This is a genomic window from Pedobacter psychrodurus (assembly GCF_032678585.1).
GTDB lineage: Bacteria > Bacteroidota > Bacteroidia > Sphingobacteriales > Sphingobacteriaceae > Pedobacter > Pedobacter psychrodurus_A.
Genome location: NZ_JAVTSN010000065.1, coordinates 23,225 through 38,425, shown reverse-complemented (window position 1 = coordinate 38,425; position 15,201 = coordinate 23,225). Strand labels below are relative to the sequence as shown.

General features: G+C 37.7%; 12 protein-coding genes. 3 read left to right on the top strand and 9 right to left on the bottom strand.

Translation table 11 applies throughout. The features are described from left to right. Positions 1-36: 36 nt before the first annotated feature. The 5 genes from R2S57_RS27890 to R2S57_RS27870 form a co-directional block, all read right to left on the bottom strand. Positions 37-1,011 (bottom strand): M28 family peptidase, encoded by a 975-nt coding sequence (locus R2S57_RS27890; protein ID WP_316848198.1) that lies wholly within the window; start codon positions 1,009-1,011, stop codon positions 37-39. A gap of 12 nt (positions 1,012-1,023) precedes the next feature. After that, positions 1,024-1,434, bottom strand: a complete 411-nt coding sequence (locus R2S57_RS27885) for a type II toxin-antitoxin system VapC family toxin (protein WP_316848197.1) — start codon at positions 1,432-1,434, stop codon at positions 1,024-1,026. Beyond that, positions 1,434-1,643 (bottom strand): DUF2281 domain-containing protein, encoded by a 210-nt coding sequence (locus tag R2S57_RS27880; RefSeq protein WP_316848196.1) that lies wholly within the window; start codon positions 1,641-1,643, stop codon positions 1,434-1,436. Before R2S57_RS27880 ends, R2S57_RS27885 begins: the two co-directional genes overlap by 1 nt. 231 nt (positions 1,644-1,874) lie before the next feature. After that, positions 1,875-5,414: a chromosome segregation protein SMC gene (smc, locus tag R2S57_RS27875; RefSeq protein WP_316848195.1), complete on the bottom strand. Its 3,540-nt coding sequence runs from the start codon at positions 5,412-5,414 to the stop codon at positions 1,875-1,877. Between the two features lie 233 nt (positions 5,415-5,647). After that, positions 5,648-7,951: an ATP-dependent helicase gene (locus R2S57_RS27870; RefSeq protein ID WP_316848199.1), complete on the bottom strand. Its 2,304-nt coding sequence runs from the start codon at positions 7,949-7,951 to the stop codon at positions 5,648-5,650. Between the two features lie 494 nt (positions 7,952-8,445). On the opposite strand from R2S57_RS27870, the gene R2S57_RS27865 reads away from it, so the two are divergent. Next, on the top strand, positions 8,446-8,769 hold the full coding sequence (locus R2S57_RS27865; protein WP_316848194.1) for a DUF493 domain-containing protein: 324 nt from the start codon (positions 8,446-8,448) through the stop codon (positions 8,767-8,769). An 81-nt stretch (positions 8,770-8,850) separates the two neighbouring features. Here R2S57_RS27865 and R2S57_RS27860 read toward each other — a convergent pair whose 3' ends face one another. Genes R2S57_RS27860 through R2S57_RS27850 form a run of 3 tightly spaced genes read right to left on the bottom strand, consistent with a single transcriptional unit; the run spans position 8,851 to position 11,935 of the window. Next, the gene (locus tag R2S57_RS27860) at positions 8,851-10,356 is read right to left on the bottom strand and encodes a PH domain-containing protein (protein WP_316848193.1); all 1,506 of its coding nucleotides are present in this window, start codon (positions 10,354-10,356) and stop codon (positions 8,851-8,853) included. Continuing rightward, positions 10,356-10,904, bottom strand: a complete 549-nt coding sequence (locus R2S57_RS27855) for a PH domain-containing protein (RefSeq protein ID WP_316848192.1) — start codon at positions 10,902-10,904, stop codon at positions 10,356-10,358. The genes R2S57_RS27860 and R2S57_RS27855 overlap by 1 nt, the downstream gene beginning before the upstream one ends. 56 nt (positions 10,905-10,960) lie before the next feature. Beyond that, entirely contained in the window at positions 10,961-11,935 is a 975-nt protein-coding gene (locus R2S57_RS27850) for an SGNH/GDSL hydrolase family protein (RefSeq protein ID WP_316848191.1), read from the bottom strand. Between the two features lie 298 nt (positions 11,936-12,233). Between R2S57_RS27850 and R2S57_RS27845 the strand changes: the two genes are divergently transcribed. Continuing rightward, positions 12,234-13,604, top strand: coding sequence for a dipeptidase (locus R2S57_RS27845; RefSeq protein WP_316848190.1), 1,371 nt, complete (start codon positions 12,234-12,236; stop codon positions 13,602-13,604). A 278-nt stretch (positions 13,605-13,882) separates the two neighbouring features. Here R2S57_RS27845 and R2S57_RS27840 read toward each other — a convergent pair whose 3' ends face one another. Next, positions 13,883-14,065, bottom strand: a complete 183-nt coding sequence (locus R2S57_RS27840; RefSeq protein WP_316848189.1) for a hypothetical protein — start codon at positions 14,063-14,065, stop codon at positions 13,883-13,885. Between the two features lie 137 nt (positions 14,066-14,202). Between R2S57_RS27840 and R2S57_RS27835 the strand changes: the two genes are divergently transcribed. Next, the gene (locus R2S57_RS27835; protein WP_316848188.1) at positions 14,203-15,183 is read left to right on the top strand and encodes a glycoside hydrolase family 43 protein; all 981 of its coding nucleotides are present in this window, start codon (positions 14,203-14,205) and stop codon (positions 15,181-15,183) included. Positions 15,184-15,201: the final 18 nt, after the last annotated feature.

Below are 15,201 nucleotides of genomic sequence, written 5' to 3'. Positions count from 1 at the left end.
CGGATGGGGCAGGCTTTTTAAAAATTGATTAATTGATTAAAATCTTTCTGATTTTCTTGGGTTGTCCATCATCATCATTTTATCCTTTAATAACTGCTGTAGACCGGTTTGTTTATCGATATTTTTTACCACATCGAGAACGGTAGCAGCGGCATTGCTAAAAAAGGGTTTAGTGATCGTCGAATATTCGTCAGTAGCTTTATGGTAATCTTTATGGTCTTCTACACCAAAATATAAGAATGGAATATTTTTAGCATTAAAAGCGCCTTGATCGCTTTGGTTGGTCCAGTCATCATGACCTTGTTTAGGATCATCATGGCCAAAAAGCACTTTAATATTGGTTTTACCGGTATCAACATATTTCTTTAAATCGGGATATTTATAGGTTCCGCATACATATAATTCCCCTTTATCACTATGGCTGATCATATCCATGTTCAGGTCGATTGCAATCGTATTAATGTTCACTGGTGGATTGGCTACAAATGCTTTTGCACCTTGTAAACCCATTTCTTCAGCATCGAAAGAAGCAAAAATAATGGTGTTGTTGGGTTTATTCTTTGCAAAATAAGCGGCAATTTTTAATAATCCTGCTGTTCCTGAGGCATTATCGTCGGCACCATTAAAAACTTCGTCTTTAATTACGCCCAAATGGTCGTAATGTGCCGATACCACAATCACATTTGTTCCTTTACCAGGAATGTAGCCAATAAGGTTCGTACCGTTTACTTTTGCACCACCTCTACCATTAAAAGTGAATTCCTGGGCATAGTTTACATGCTGTGGATAGGATTTTAAGCCTAATTTTTGAAATCTTTCTATAATATAAGCCCGGGCCATTTCGGCACCTTTTGTTCCAGTTTTTCGGCCTTGGTAAGCATCTGATGATAATACTTCAACATCTTTTAGCAGTTGGGTATCTAGTTTGCCTGAAACTGCTGTGTTTTGATTTTTTACTGATGAACAGCAACTTAGCATCATGGCTAAAGGGAGGATATATAAGATTTTCATATTTATAATGAATTACTGCCAAAGCAATTTTAAAATATTAGAATAGAGTTTGAATTTTTCATCAGCAGATAATAAAGTAGCATCTTGTTGTATAGCGCAAGAAATTAATAACCGATCAAATGGATCTCTATGTTCGTTCAACAATGGAACCTTATCATAGTTGAAAATTGCAGAATTTTCTATAGCTAAGAAAGTGAAGCCATCTAATATAGCCTGATTATAAATATCTTCAACAGTTACACTAAAGTTAGGAAGTTTACCAAGAGATTGTTTTATTGCAATTTCAAACAAACTAATTTGACTGAAATAAACAATATTTTCTGTGTTTTGAAGAATATTTAAGATCTTTTTAGGGATTTTTGGATTATTTTCTTGAAACCATATTAAGCAATGTGTATCTAAAAGATAATAATTGTATGCCATTACATATAATCCTTTAAATCATCTAAAGGTTCATTAAAATCATCAGGAATTGATACTTTCCCTTTAAGCGCACCGGGAATCCTCTTAACGAGAAGTGGCTTATCTTCGGTTAAAAAAGTAACAATAACTTCCGTTTTAATTTGTACTGGCGCTTTTTCTTTTAGCGTTATCTTTCCTTTTTCGTAATATCCTTTAACTGTAGCTAACATATTTTTGGTCGTTATTAACAAATATACATTTTTCGGTACGCTATTCAAACGCTGTTTGTGTTACTGTATTGCGTTTCTAAACCTGATGGGAACGGCAGACCGAGCTTTTCGCGAGGCTAGAGTGTACAGCAGGACTAAAGGCTGCCAAAAAACTGTGGCTTTCATTTTTAAATTAGAAACATGCTCATGGTGAGGTTATTAGGTTTTAAAACTTAATAGCACTATGGGTGCTTAGGCTGCAACTTCCCTTAAATCTACCGCTACAACTCTCGAGACACCTTGCTCCACCATCGTAACGCCATAAATAATATCGGTGCTGGCAATGGTACGTTTATTATGCGATACGATGATAAACTGCGATTGATCAGAGAATTTACGGATAATATTATTGAATTTATCAATGTTGGTATCATCTAAGGGCGCATCAACCTCATCAAAAATACAGAATGGCGCAGGCTTTAAAAGGTAAAGCGAAAATAATAGTGCTGTAGCCGTTAAAGTTTTTTCTCCCCCAGATAACTGGTTGATGGATAATGGTCGTTTGCCTTTCGGACGTGCAACAATATCGATATCGGCTTCTAAAGGATTATTGATATCTGATAAAATCAGGTCGCAACTATCTTCTTCATTAAATAAAGAGCGGAAAACCACAATAAAGTGTTCGCGGGCCTGTGTAAAGGCCTGCATAAATTTATCCTTAGCCGTATCGTCTATCTCCTTAATGGTTTGTAAAAGATCCGTTTTAGCTGCGTTAAGGTCCTTTTTCTGATTCTGGATGAATGTGTAACGTTCTTCCATTTCCTTAAAAGCTTCCATAGCCATGGAGTTAATGGCGCCAAATTCGTCGAGTTGGCGTTTCATTTTCTCTACTTTCTGGCGCAGTTCGAACTCGCTCTCTAAGGCTTCAATTTCGTGATCGGTTTCTAAAAGATCGTTAATATCAATGTTGAATTCGACAGCTAAACGCTCTTTTAAGGCATTTAAGTCAATTTTTAACGCGTTCTTTTTATCCTTAATTTCGGTTAGCAGAAAATCCGTTTCTTCGCGGTTTTTGCGGATATTGGTTAAATCGTTTTCTACCTCGTTAATGCTTCCTTTACTCGTAAAATAAGCTTGTTCGGCTTCTGCAAGTCCTTTTTCCATCTCTTCACGCTGTTGATACATTTCTAAAAGAGTATCGTCGTTAAGATCGGTATGTTGTAAGGTTGCCGTAATTTGGGTCAGTGCTTCTTGTAATTCCTTATCGTTTTGGGCAATACGTTTATTTAAAGCTTCTTCCTGTACAAAACGATAATCTAAATCTTTTTCTAAACCAGATAATTTATTCTGTTGCTGGTGGAAGCGGATATTATCCTGGTTGTATTTACCTGCGCTTTCATTTACCTGGTCGGCAATTTCCTGGTAATTCAGTTGTTGTTCCTGTAAATTAACATGTGCTTCCTGCTGATTCTTTTGCAATTGAACCAATGCTGGCAACTTTTCTGATAGCGCTTTTTCTATCGAAACAATCTTTTGGGCAATATCTGTTTTGCGGTTTTCGCTCGTGGTAATAAACTCCTGATATTGATCGCGGCGGGTTTGCACCGAAATGTGTTCGTTGTTTAAACGGTTCATTTCTTGTTGCAAAGCACTGATCTGATTAATTTTTGAAGCCTCTTTCAGGTTAAATATATTATCCGTTTCGGCTTTTATTGCAGTATTATATTGATTGATCAGGGATTCGGATGCTTTGATCTCTTTCGCCAGATTTTCTAAGTTCTTGGCGCGACCAATCCTTTTACCTTCAAATAAACCTACTGAACCACCTGCTAAAGTGAATTTGGTTTGGGCATATTTTCCATTTTTCGCCAAAATGGTTAAACTATCAGTTGGCGTTGTTTTGAAAAGGTTTTCCTGCTCAGCAACTGCGATGTATACGTTTTGCAAAAGCAAATTGCAAAGGTGCTGGTATTTCTTGTCGACTTCAATAACCGATAATGCCGAAACCAGGCCTTCATGAGTGCCAACCACAGGGTTTTTATCAGGAACATTTTCTAAGATGAAAAAATTCGCCCGTCCACGACTGGCATCCGTGAGGAGGTTAATGGCCTGAACGGCGTCTGCGTACTGATCGACCACATAATGGTTCATTACCGGTTCGAGATAGTTTTCTATGGCAATGCGGTAATCTTCATTACAGAATAAAATATCTGATAGAAGTAGGGCGCTTTTAGCAAAGGCATTGTTTTTCTTTAAAAAACGGATCGATTCAGGGAAGCCTTCTAAACTATCAACCAACGATTTGGTCAGGTTATATTCGTTTTGTTTGGCATCTTTCTTCCGGTTTTCGGCCGTCAGTTTTTCCTTGTTCGAACTTAAATTGATTTCTGAACCAGCCAGTTTTTCCTTTAAGATTTCTTCAGCCTCAGTGAGGTTTTTAATGTTGGCCTGTTTTTCTCTTACCTGAATATCCAATTCGGCCAAAGCATGGTCAAAAGCCTTTAATTCAAGGGTTTTGGTTTCGGTATCATCTACATTCCGGTTGCTCTCCTGTACCAAAGCATCTTTTTGGATGTTGAGGATATCAATTTCTTTTTGAGATTGGTATACTTGATTTTGCAGTTCGTTAACAGATTTGATCAGGTTATCAATTCTGTTTTTCTCGGTCTGTTGCTGTTCGCGTAGCGTGTCAAGCGTAGATTTTAAGCTTTTTAAATCAGATTCCAGTTTGTTAAAAACCTCAGTTTCTGTTACAACTTCTTCATTTAGTCGCTTAATATTGTATTTAATATGGTTAACCTGGTTTTTATCTTTTTCGAGTTCGCCAGATAAACGTGTTTCTTTCTCCTGTAAAAAACGCATCTGTTCGTTCTTTACTTTTTTCTCACTTTCGTAAGCACGGATTTTGGAAACAAACTCATTTGTAGCTTTTTGCTGGACAGAAAGATTCTTTTCCTGACTAATACTACCCATTTTAAGCTTTTGTAACTCAGCTTCACCAGTATCTATTTTGTTGCTGAGCGCTGTGCGGTTTACCTGTTGATTTTGTTCCTGTGTTTCTAATGCGGTTAAATCGGTACGGAAAAAGGCAATACGGTGTGTAGCCAGTTGAACACTCAATTCGCGGTACTGCTCTTTTAACTTATAGTAACGTTCTGCTTTACGCGCCTGATTTTCTAAGGTTTTTAGGTTTTTTTCAATTTCAAAAAGTAAATCTTCTACACGTTCTAAATCCGTTTCAGTATCTTTTAACTTGCTGAAAGTCTGTTTTTTGCGTAATTTGTATTTGGAAATACCTGATGCTTCTTCAAACAGGGAGCGGCGGCTATGTTCTTTATTGGTAATGATTTCGTCAACCATTTTCAGCTCGATAATCGAATAACTATCAGAGCCGATCCCGGTATCTAAAAACAGATCGGTAATGTCTTTCAACCTACATTGCACATCGTTTAAGCGATATTCGCTATCACCACTTCTATAGAGTTTACGGGTAACGGTAACCTGCGAGTAAGCTGTAGGCAGAATGTTTTTGGTATTATCAAAACTTAAGGATACCTCGGCAAGCTGTGCTTGTTTACGGTTTTTTGTTCCGTTGAAAATAATGTTCTCCATCTTTTCCGAACGTAAGGCTTTGGTACTCTGCTCGCCCAAAACCCAGCGCATGGCATCGATTACATTAGATTTTCCGCAACCATTAGGCCCAACAATAGCCGTAACCCCTTCATTAAAATTGATGGTCACTTTATCGCCAAAGCTTTTAAAACCTTTAATTTCTAACCTAGTAAGTTGCATGGTTTGTAATCGGGAGAACCGAGTTCAATATTAAGGATAATTTTGTGGTTTTTCAATACCTCTCCCAGTGAAAGGCAGAAATTAGGCAAATGTTGTAACAGCCCTCTCCTTAAAGAGAGGGGTTTTTGGCTTGCGCATTAAACCTATCGCCTAATCTGCAAAGCTTTGTTCGCTCTCTATAAGGATAGGGATTGCAGTGATGTTGCCAAAGCAAAAACTTTAATAGGGTGAAGTTATTTTACAATCATCAGTTTTGCAAACTTAAGCAGCAACTGTTTATTGCCCAAGCCCTGGAAAAATACGGTTGCCTTCACATCAGGTAAGGTTCCTTCTAAGCTGATAATTTTTCCAAAACCGAATTTTTCGTGTTCTACTTCCATGCCACCTTGAAATTCGTGCGGTTGCGATGGGGTAAAACCAGGTGTGGGCACGTGTGCTTTTGCCAGTAATGATGTTGTTTTTGGGCGTACTGGTGGGGCAGAGGTAGTTGCCCCTGCAGTTGGTTTTGGTTTGCTAATGAAATCGCGGGGTTGAGAAGTCCACGATTTGCGGTCATCATCAAAATTGCCATCAAAACTGGTTGATTTGGCAGGTTTAACATCTAACTCTAAAAACTTAGGACTAATTTCATTTATAAAACGACTTGGTTCGCAGTTGGTTAAAGTTCCCCAACGGTAACGTGAAGTCGCATAAGTAATGGTCAGTTTTATCTCAGCACGGGTAATGGCTACATAAAATAAACGGCGTTCTTCTTCCAAATCAGTCCGGTTGGTTAGCGACATTTGCGAAGGAAATAGATTTTCTTCCAATCCCACTATAAATACGTTTTTAAACTCCAAACCTTTCGCTGAGTGGATCGTCATTAAAGAAACCGTATCCTTATTTTTGTCGCCATCTTTATCATCATTGGTTAAAAGGGCAACATCCTGCATAAAAACATCAAGACCTTTTTCTTCAATGTCTTCACGCTCGGAAAATTCCTTGATACCATTTAATAACTCCTGGATATTTTCGTATCGCGCACGGCCTTCAACACTATCATCAGTATATAATTCTTTTAAAATACCCGCATGTTGGGCAATAAACAAAGCAGTATCATAAGCATCTAGCTTTTTTGCTTCTGCCTGAAAGCTTTGAACCATCATCGCGAAATCGTTCAATTGGTTTGCCAAACGGCCATCAACATATTGATGTGCATTCGAAATTACATCCCACATGGTTTTATCGTTCTGGTCTGCCGCAACGATAATTTTATCGATGGAAGTATCGCCAATACCACGTTTAGGGTAGTTAATTACCCTTTTTATGGCTTCTTCATCCTTCGGATTAAAAGTTAAACGGAAATAGGCAATTAAATCTTTAATTTCTTTACGTTGGTAGAAAGATTGACCGCCATATATTCGATAAGGGATATTCAGCTTACGTAAACCTTCCTCCATGGCCCTGCTTTGGGCATTGGTACGGTACAAAATGGCAAAATCGTTGTATTGATAACCTTTTGTACTCCGCTCCTGGATGATGGCTTCTGCAACTAATTTACCTTCTTCATTATCGGTAAACGCACGCGAAACTTTAATTCTGTCGCCTTCTGCATTTTCAGAAAATACATTCTTTTCGAGCTGATTTTTGTTGTTGGCGATGATACTGCTTGCCGCATCAACAATATTTTGGGTAGAGCGATAATTCTGCTCCAATTTATAAACCTTTAAATCAGGATAATCGCGTTCGAAGTTTAAGATATTCTGGATGTTTGCACCACGGAAAGCATAAATACTTTGGGCATCATCGCCCACCACGCAGATGTTCTGATAAGCAGCAGCCAGTTTTTTAACAATGGTATATTGCGAAAAGTTGGTATCCTGATACTCATCCACCATCAGGTATCTAAATTTCTGTTGGTATTTATTTAAAACGTCCGGATGTTCTTTTAACAGGATATTGGTTTTGAACAACAAATCGTCGAAATCCATTGCACCGGCCCTAAAACAGCGTTTGGCATAAGTTTCGTAAATCTGACCGATTAATGGACGTTTATTTTGGATATCTTCAGCCTGGATCTGATCATTCACCTGATATTCGCCCCATGAGATCAGATTATTCTTTGCAGAAGAAATCCTGTTGAAAACGAAATTTGCTGCATATAATTTATCATCCAGCTGCATTTCTTTCAAAATAGCGCGGATTACACTTTTACTATCGTCGGTATCGTAGATGGTGAAATTGCTTGGATAACCGATTTTTTCGGCTTCTACACGCAAAATTTTCGCAAAAACAGAGTGAAATGTACCCATCCAGATGTTTTTTGCCTCGGCACCAACCACTTTGCCAATACGCTCGCGCATATCCTTACTTGCTTTGTTGGTAAAGGTTAAAACCAGAATGTTAAACGGATCGGTACCGGTTTGAATAAGGTGGGCAACACGATAGGTAATTACCCTGGTTTTGCCCGAACCTGCACCCGCAACAATCATTACCGGTCCTTTTGTGTTCTCTACTGCTGCTCTTTGTTGTGGGTTTAATCCTGCTAAATAATCCAAATCGACTCCTGTTTTTTTGAGGTTCAAAAATAACAATTCCTATGGCTTTTTGCCAAAGTTGTTAGTAATTAGTTTAAAATCCAAAGCTCCTTTTAATTTTTGTGACCATTTATGTTGTGAGCAAATTTTTAGTCACATAAAATTTAGTCACAAAGTTGTGGCATGTTTTTTTGTGACAGTTTTTTTGGTCACAAAAAATTTGGTCACAAAGTTGTGGCATGTTTTCTTGTGACAGTTTTTTTGGTCACAAAAAAAACGGTCACAAAATAAATCTGTTATAAATTAACATCGATTGATCACTGGCAGCCCATTTTCTATTGATAGGTAATAAGCGCTTAAATTTTTAAAGATTTCGCAGTTAATGCGACAATGAAAAAACCCTGTACTTCATTGTTTTATTGGCTCAAAGTGCCGGGGTTTTTAATTACAAAAAGGTTTATTCTGCCAGAATTACACCTTAATGTTTTGGGTATAGAATTTGATATGTTTGCAATATGGAAGAGAAAAAAATAAATAAAGATATTGAGTTTTCTGATATCCCAGAGGGGGCAAATACAGATATTTATGCCAATTTAAAAGAGAAATTGGAAAGTGTTGAGCAGTTTCCAGGTGTTTACCATTTTAAATTTATCATTACTGGAGGCTTAGATAAGATACAAGATTTACGCGCCATTTTGCCTGATGATGAATTTATTGAACAAGCTTCGAAAACCGGGAAATATGTTTCGATCACGGTAAAAAAGACTGTACAAAATGCTGATGAAGTAATTGCCATTTATAAACAGGCAGGAAACATTAAAGGGATTATGATATTGTAGCGTTAAAGCATAACAACATGAAACATGTAGCGGATTAGCCATCCGCTACACCTAAAGTGATAAAACAATCATGTTAAACACTTACATCCAATTTTCGTTGCCACTTTCTACCTGATACAACCAATAATTTACAAGCTGTTTAATTTCGGTGTAATTGCCGTATTTAAAATGAATTTGCCCTGCCGCGGTATGTAAAGAAAGATGCCCAACATCTACACCTTTATGCCATGGATATTGAAAAGTAGTAATCGCCTGAATCTTATTTGGCATTACAATTTCATCCGAAATATCCCAAATGCCACTTTTTTTGATGATAAAATCCTGGTTTACCGAAATCCTGTGCCTCCTGTAGCTGATGTAAATCATTAGTACACCTATAAAAAAGTATGCTATCGCAATAGCAATAAAAGGCTTTACCTCAGGGATGTTAAAGGCGAAGATCAAAAATATAACAATAGGCAAAACCAGTTTAAAGAAAATGGGTAAATTCAAAAAACGCCAGTCGGGGATAAAAGTTTTTCCTTTTAACGGAGCTGAACCTAAAATCATTTTTAACAGTTCATCCCGCTCAGTTGGATTACAGCCAGGGATTTCCAAGGTATTTCCCTGCATTTCATGCCCTTTTTTACTTTGTCCAAAATGGGCCTGTCTTAAACTCATATTCAGCATGTTCATCTTCTTCTGAAAATAGTTTTGGCTGTATCTGGTAATCTGGACTTTATTTGGACTCACCAACGTGTTTTTCTTAGCGATTAATCCAGAAGAAATCAGTAGGGTATCTTGATGTTGACTAATTTCCAGTTCGAAATATTTATAAAAGGTTCTAACGAGGTTGATAATTAGTAGCACAACCAGAAGGCATGCAATTAAAATAAAAACCGTAACAATGGTCAGCATGCCTGTTACCGTACCCTGGATTTCGTCTTTATTAATTTTGAAGGCATCAAGCAGTTGCCTGCCCTCATAAATTACGGTGTAAAAAAATGCAGCAAGTAAGGCGAAACTTTGTCCATAATTGGATGTTAACCCTACCTTTAACAAAGTCCAGGCACTTATTCTTAAAAACGGTGTTTCTTCCTGCAAATGGTTTTCATGTGCGTTTTCAGGTTGCGCTTCAGTGGCGGCTTTTCTGTTTAATAAATGTTCTTTAAGGTTGTAAGCAGATGTTTCATCGATTGCTTTTATGCTTACTTCTTCGCCATGGGCGCCAGCAGTATCAATTTTTAAACCATACACCCCTATAATTTTCTGCAGAATATTCTGGTTAATATTCACCTGCTGAATTTTATCCAGTTGAATGATTACCTGATCGCGGTTGAAGATGCCTTTGTTTACCACAAATTCCTGCTTTTCCTTGTCTAAGAAAAAAGTAAATTTCAAATACCATAAATAAGCAAATATAAAACTGAATAAGATTATAGCAGAAATGCCCAGGATTAGATAGGTGAAAGAAGTACTCGACATCTTTACAAAGGCTATCAGGAATAAGAAAAAGCTTGCCTTGCCTATTTTTAGCATGGTATGAGCGCCCATTATAATGATGCCAAAAGCCGATTCGCGCTGTGCTTTACTAAAATCGTTATCCATTATGCTTCGGGTTCAGTTGTGGGGTTTTCAAGAAGATCCAGTTTTTTCAGCAGTAAATCCCTGATGCTTTTGGCTTCATTAATTGCAATACCCGAAATGTGGATATGTCCGGTTTGGCCGCCCGCCGTAAAGATCTGTAGTGATCCTAATTTATATATTCTGGAGAAAATGCCTTCATTCAACTCAATATGCTGGATCCTGTTCAAAGGAACTATCGTTGTAGATTCGGCAATAATTCCACTTTTATAGATAACATCATGTGTGCGTACGGCATAACCACGCTTTTTAAAACTTAGGTGGTATAATAAAAAGGAGATAACCACTAAGGCGAAGTAAGCAGGGATCATCCAAACGGCATTAGGTCTAACTTCATCAACCAATAATATTAAGGTGCCATTGGCAATTCCCACTAAGGTCCAAAAGATCAGCAGGTTGATGCAGATGATTCTCCAATAATGGGAGTGAGGTTGTTTTAGCGGTATCGCTTCGTATTTCGGAAGTTGATCAAGGTTAATGGTTTCGTTGGTGAATAGGGAATCTGCAGGCATTGTTAAAGATATAAAAACATATTATCTACTGTGTAGACTACTGTTTAAATCTTTTGTTACCTCGATACAATAAACTTTTTTGCGGTATTGTATTGACCGGAATCAGAAGAAATCTTGAAAAAATAAATGCCGGGCACAAATGTCGACGTATTGATTTCTAAGGTATGTTTGCCCGTATTGAGGTACTCGTTTACAACGGTTTTCACCAGTCGGCCCATTAAATCGTAGATCTGGATATTAAGCTTATCTGATTCTGGTAAAACCACGTCGATAAAGGTTTGCATTGCTGCAGGGTTCGGGTAATTCTGAGAAACCGTAAATTTTAAGAATTTATCAAAAATAGCTTTGTTAATGGCATCAAATATCACATAACTCACCAATCTGTAACCGCGAGCGTTGGGATGAAAAGGATCTTGATATAAAGAAAAATCGCGTCTTATCGCTGCATTTATATCGGCAATATAAATTTTATACTCGGCCGCTAATTTTCTGTAAGCTGCATTTATGCTCCTGATATTCGCATTTACGGCAATATAACTTTTATTGTTCCTATCATCAACAAATTGAAGTGTACATAATATCGGTACCAATTTCTGTTTCAAACTCGTGGTGATAAATACGCGCATATTGGCTACAGTTTCAGCTATGCTACCCTTACCGTTAGTCATAGCTATTGCATCATTAATTCCCATATTAATCACAATAAAACCTGTTCTATTGGCTATGGCGTTATCAATCCTAAGCAAACCCTGAAAAGTAGTCTGACCACCTATACCATGATTCGTAATGTCAACTACTTTATTGGTATAACAGTTTATAAAGTTGTTCTGAAGCAGGGGCTGGAAACTGAGACCATTTACACCTTCTACTGTGCTTGCTCCAAAAGTTACAATGTTTATACTGTCTTTCGAATAATATTGGGCCGCATCGGGGCAACTTATACGTGTCGGATTTTGACCTTGGGCGAAAGAAGAAATATAGATAAACAGAAGCAGCAGAAGAGATAAAAATACTTTTGCGCCAAACTTCATTGTTAAAATTCTTTCTTACAGGATTTAAGGATATCTGTTATTGGCGCAATTTACAAAAAAGTAAATATAAATGCTGCTCTACCTTTCTTTTTTACAAACATTAAACCTTTTTTTTATCTGTTAATAAACGGAGCTTAAATTTAAAAAATAGTAGTTATTTTTTTTGGTTTGAAAGAAATAATAAAACCTCCTAACGGTCTGTTTATATGTGGTATTATGCATTTAACATGGTTTAATTATAGCCACTTACTGTGCCGTTTATTTGGTAAAGCCTATATTTGTCCAAATTCATTTTGTTATGCAAGAGATTAAAAATTATGTAGAAACGCACAAACAACGTTTTTTAGATGAGCTGTTTGAGTTATTGCGTTTTCCATCGGTTAGTGCTGATCCGAAATACAAAGGCGATGTTTTAAAAACTGCCGATTATGTTGCGCAGAAATTAAAAGATGCAGGAGCCGATCAGGTAGAAATTTGCCCAACTGCAGGATATCCTATTGTTTACGGTGAAAAAATTATAGATGCTGCTTTACCAACCGTTTTAATATATGGACACTATGATGTTCAACCTGCAGACCCATTAGAACTTTGGCATACCCCGCCGTTCGAACCAACTGTACGCGATGGCAAAATTTATGCACGTGGCGCATGTGATGATAAAGGACAGTTTTATATGCACGTAAAAGCATTCGAACTGATGATGGAAACCAATACATTGGCTTGCAATGTTAAATTTATGATCGAAGGCGAAGAGGAGGTAGGCTCAGCTAATTTGGGTATTTTCGTAAAAGATAATGCTGAACGTTTAAAGGCAGATGTGGTTCTAATTTCTGATACCTCGATGATCAGTATGGAGCACCCTTCAATAGAAACTGGTTTGCGTGGTTTAGCTTATATGGAAGTGGAAGTTGTTGGTCCAAACCGCGATTTACACTCGGGTGTATATGGTGGAGCGGTAGCCAATCCGGCAACTATTCTTTGCAAAATGATTGCATCATTGCACGATGAAAACAATCATATCACTATCCCAGCTTTTTATGATAAGGTTGTAGAATTAACCGAGGAGGAGAAAAAGGCTTTAAATTCTGCACCGTATGACGAAGCTGAATATAAAAAAGACCTTGATATTGAGGAAGTTTGGGGTGAAAAAGGTTATTCTACTTTAGAGCGTACCGGTACCCGCCCAACGTTGGAAGTGAACGGAATTTGGAGTGGTTATATTGGCGAAGGCGCTAAAACCGTATTGCCAAGTAAGGCCAATGCTAAAATTTCGATGCGTTTGGTTCCTCATCAAAGTTCTGAAGAAATTGCTGAAATTTTTACCAAACATTTCGAAAGCATTGCACCTAAAAATGTTAAGGTTAAAGTTACCCCTCACCATGGTGGCGAGCCTGTGGTAACACCAACAGATAGTATTGCCTACCAGGCTGCAGAAAAAGCAATTGAAGATAGTTTCGGTAAAAAAGCAATCCCAACACGTGGTGGCGGAAGTATCCCGATTGTGGCTTTGTTCGAAGATGTTTTGGGTATTAAATCGGTACTTTTTGGTTTCGGTTTAGATAGCGATGCGTTACACTCTCCAAATGAGAAATACGACATTTATAATTACTACAAAGGCATCGAAACTTTGCCATTATTTCATAAATATTTCGCAGAACTGAGCAAATAGGTAGTCTTATTTGTCAGTCTGAGCGGAGTCGAAAACCAATCCCTGCCTATTTTTATAAGCAGGGATTTTTTTAACATTTTTTTTGAAAACGAGCGTTCCTTGTTCCATAGGAGCTGCAGTCCCGCCATTCGCTTCAATCTTTTTGTAATACTGTTATGCTGATTTTAAGAGCGTTGCAACAAAAAGTATTTCCGCTACTGTCGGGTTTAGTTAACAGGAGGCTGTTCTTCTTTTGAAATGCCTGTTCCTGCAATGTGTCGGTTACCCGCCCTGCAACCTTAAATAGTTATGCTGGCTGCGCCGCCTAAACCCACACCTGTACGGGCAGGCGACCAAAGTGTAGAACCCGCAGAGCGAAGCATGAGGACGAGGCTTTGTAACAAAGGGCGGGACTGTTTTAACCTAAAGGCCAAAGCTTTTGCTTTCCGAAATAGTTTGTTAATCTTAGTTCTTATGGTCATTTCAGAATTTGGTTGTCAGTCTGAGCGGAGTCGAAGACCAACACCATCTTTAAATAGTCTTACTCATTTACTTTCATAATTGTGGTTAAACTATACTAGTAATTTTTTAACCACAGATTTTTTTCTAAATTGGTACCATGAAATACCTATTCTCTTCACTTTTACTTTTATCAGGGCTTGCTTCTTTGGCTCAGGATACTAAAACGATTAACCAATCTGGGAATCCGATCTTTCAAGGTTGGTACGCAGATCCGGATGCCGCTATTTTTAACAATAAATATTGGGTTTATCCTACTTATTCTGCAAAATACAAAGAACAAGTGTTTTTAGATGCCTTTTCATCTGATGATTTGGTGAAATGGAAAAAACATCCCCATATTCTAGATACAGCAGCCGTAAAATGGGCCAATAAAGCCATGTGGGCGCCTGCAATTGTTCAAAAAGATAAAAAATATTACCTGTTTTTTGGTGCAAATGATATTCAGAACGATAATGAAACAGGGGGGATTGGTGTTGCCGTTGCCGATAAACCAGAGGGGCCTTATAAAGACCACTTGGGTAAGCCTTTGGTTGATAAATTTTACAATGGCGCACAACCAATTGATCAGTTTGTATTTAAAGATAAAGATGGTCAATACTACTTAATTTATGGAGGCTGGAAACACTGCAATATTGCCAGGTTGAATAAAGATTTTACCGGGTTTGTGCCATTTGAAGATGGATCAACTTTTAAAGAAATTACACCTGATAACTATGTAGAAGGACCTTACATGTTCATTAAAAACGGAAAGTACTATTTCATGTGGAGCGAAGGTGGCTGGACTGGTCCTGATTACTCTGTAGCTTATGCTGTTGGCGATTCGCCTTTCGGTCCGTTTAAAAGAGTTGGTAAAATCTTAAAACAAGATGCCGGAATTGCCACAGGTGCAGGTCATCACTCTGTAATTATCAATGAGAAAAAAGGGAAATATTATATTGTTTATCACCGTAGGCCATTAACCGAAACCGACGGAAACCACCGCGTTACTTGCATTGATGAAATGAAATTTGATGCCGATGGAAATATCCTTCCTGTAAAAATTACAAATGAAGGTGTAAAAGCCGAAAAAGTAAAATAATTACCCATCAGCTGGAAA

Coding starts and splice junctions, on each gene's coding strand:
- R2S57_RS27890 (WP_316848198.1), bottom strand. CDS start 1,011: ATGAAAATCTTATATATCCTCCCTTTAGCCATGATGCTAAGTTGCTGT.
- R2S57_RS27885 (WP_316848197.1), bottom strand. CDS start 1,434: ATGGCATACAATTATTATCTTTTAGATACACATTGCTTAATATGGTTT.
- R2S57_RS27880 (WP_316848196.1), bottom strand. CDS start 1,643: ATGTTAGCTACAGTTAAAGGATATTACGAAAAAGGAAAGATAACGCTA.
- smc (WP_316848195.1), bottom strand. CDS start 5,414: ATGCAACTTACTAGGTTAGAAATTAAAGGTTTTAAAAGCTTTGGCGAT.
- R2S57_RS27865 (WP_316848194.1), top strand. CDS start 8,446: ATGGAAGAGAAAAAAATAAATAAAGATATTGAGTTTTCTGATATCCCA.
- R2S57_RS27860 (WP_316848193.1), bottom strand. CDS start 10,356: ATGGATAACGATTTTAGTAAAGCACAGCGCGAATCGGCTTTTGGCATC.
- R2S57_RS27855 (WP_316848192.1), bottom strand. CDS start 10,904: ATGCCTGCAGATTCCCTATTCACCAACGAAACCATTAACCTTGATCAA.
- R2S57_RS27850 (WP_316848191.1), bottom strand. CDS start 11,935: ATGAAGTTTGGCGCAAAAGTATTTTTATCTCTTCTGCTGCTTCTGTTT.
- R2S57_RS27845 (WP_316848190.1), top strand. CDS start 12,234: ATGCAAGAGATTAAAAATTATGTAGAAACGCACAAACAACGTTTTTTA.
- R2S57_RS27840 (WP_316848189.1), bottom strand. CDS start 14,065: ATGACCATAAGAACTAAGATTAACAAACTATTTCGGAAAGCAAAAGCT.
- R2S57_RS27835 (WP_316848188.1), top strand. CDS start 14,203: ATGAAATACCTATTCTCTTCACTTTTACTTTTATCAGGGCTTGCTTCT.